The following is a 300-nucleotide window of genomic DNA, read 5'->3' as shown; positions in this document are numbered from 1 at the left end:
GAAGGGTCAGTCGAAGCACTTGAAGCACGCATTAAACAGCTTGAGATGGAAAATGAGTACTTAAAAAAGTTGAATGCCTTAGTTCAAAACAAGGAAAAATCACAAAACAAGACAAAGCGCAAGTAGTCTATGAATTAAGGCATAAATATTCGGTGAAGGCACTCGTGGAGCTAGCTACTATTCCTCGAAGCACGTATTATGATTTAGTAAAGAAAATGAATCGTCCAGATGTAGATGCCGATTTGAAAGCTGAGATTAAAGCGATTTATGAGGAAAATGAAGGTCGTTATGGTTACCGTC

1 pseudogene is annotated in these 300 nt (G+C 38.3%); it reads left to right on the top strand.

The features are described from left to right. A pseudogene (locus FE392_RS20305) lies at positions 1 to 300 on the top strand (IS3 family transposase); the annotation flags it as partial.

The sequence above is a fragment of the Xenorhabdus santafensis genome (genome assembly GCF_033949405.1).
GTDB classification, from domain to species: domain Bacteria; phylum Pseudomonadota; class Gammaproteobacteria; order Enterobacterales; family Enterobacteriaceae; genus Xenorhabdus; species Xenorhabdus santafensis.
Note: the sequence above shows the minus strand (reverse complement) of the source record. Positions and strands in the feature narration are given on the sequence as shown.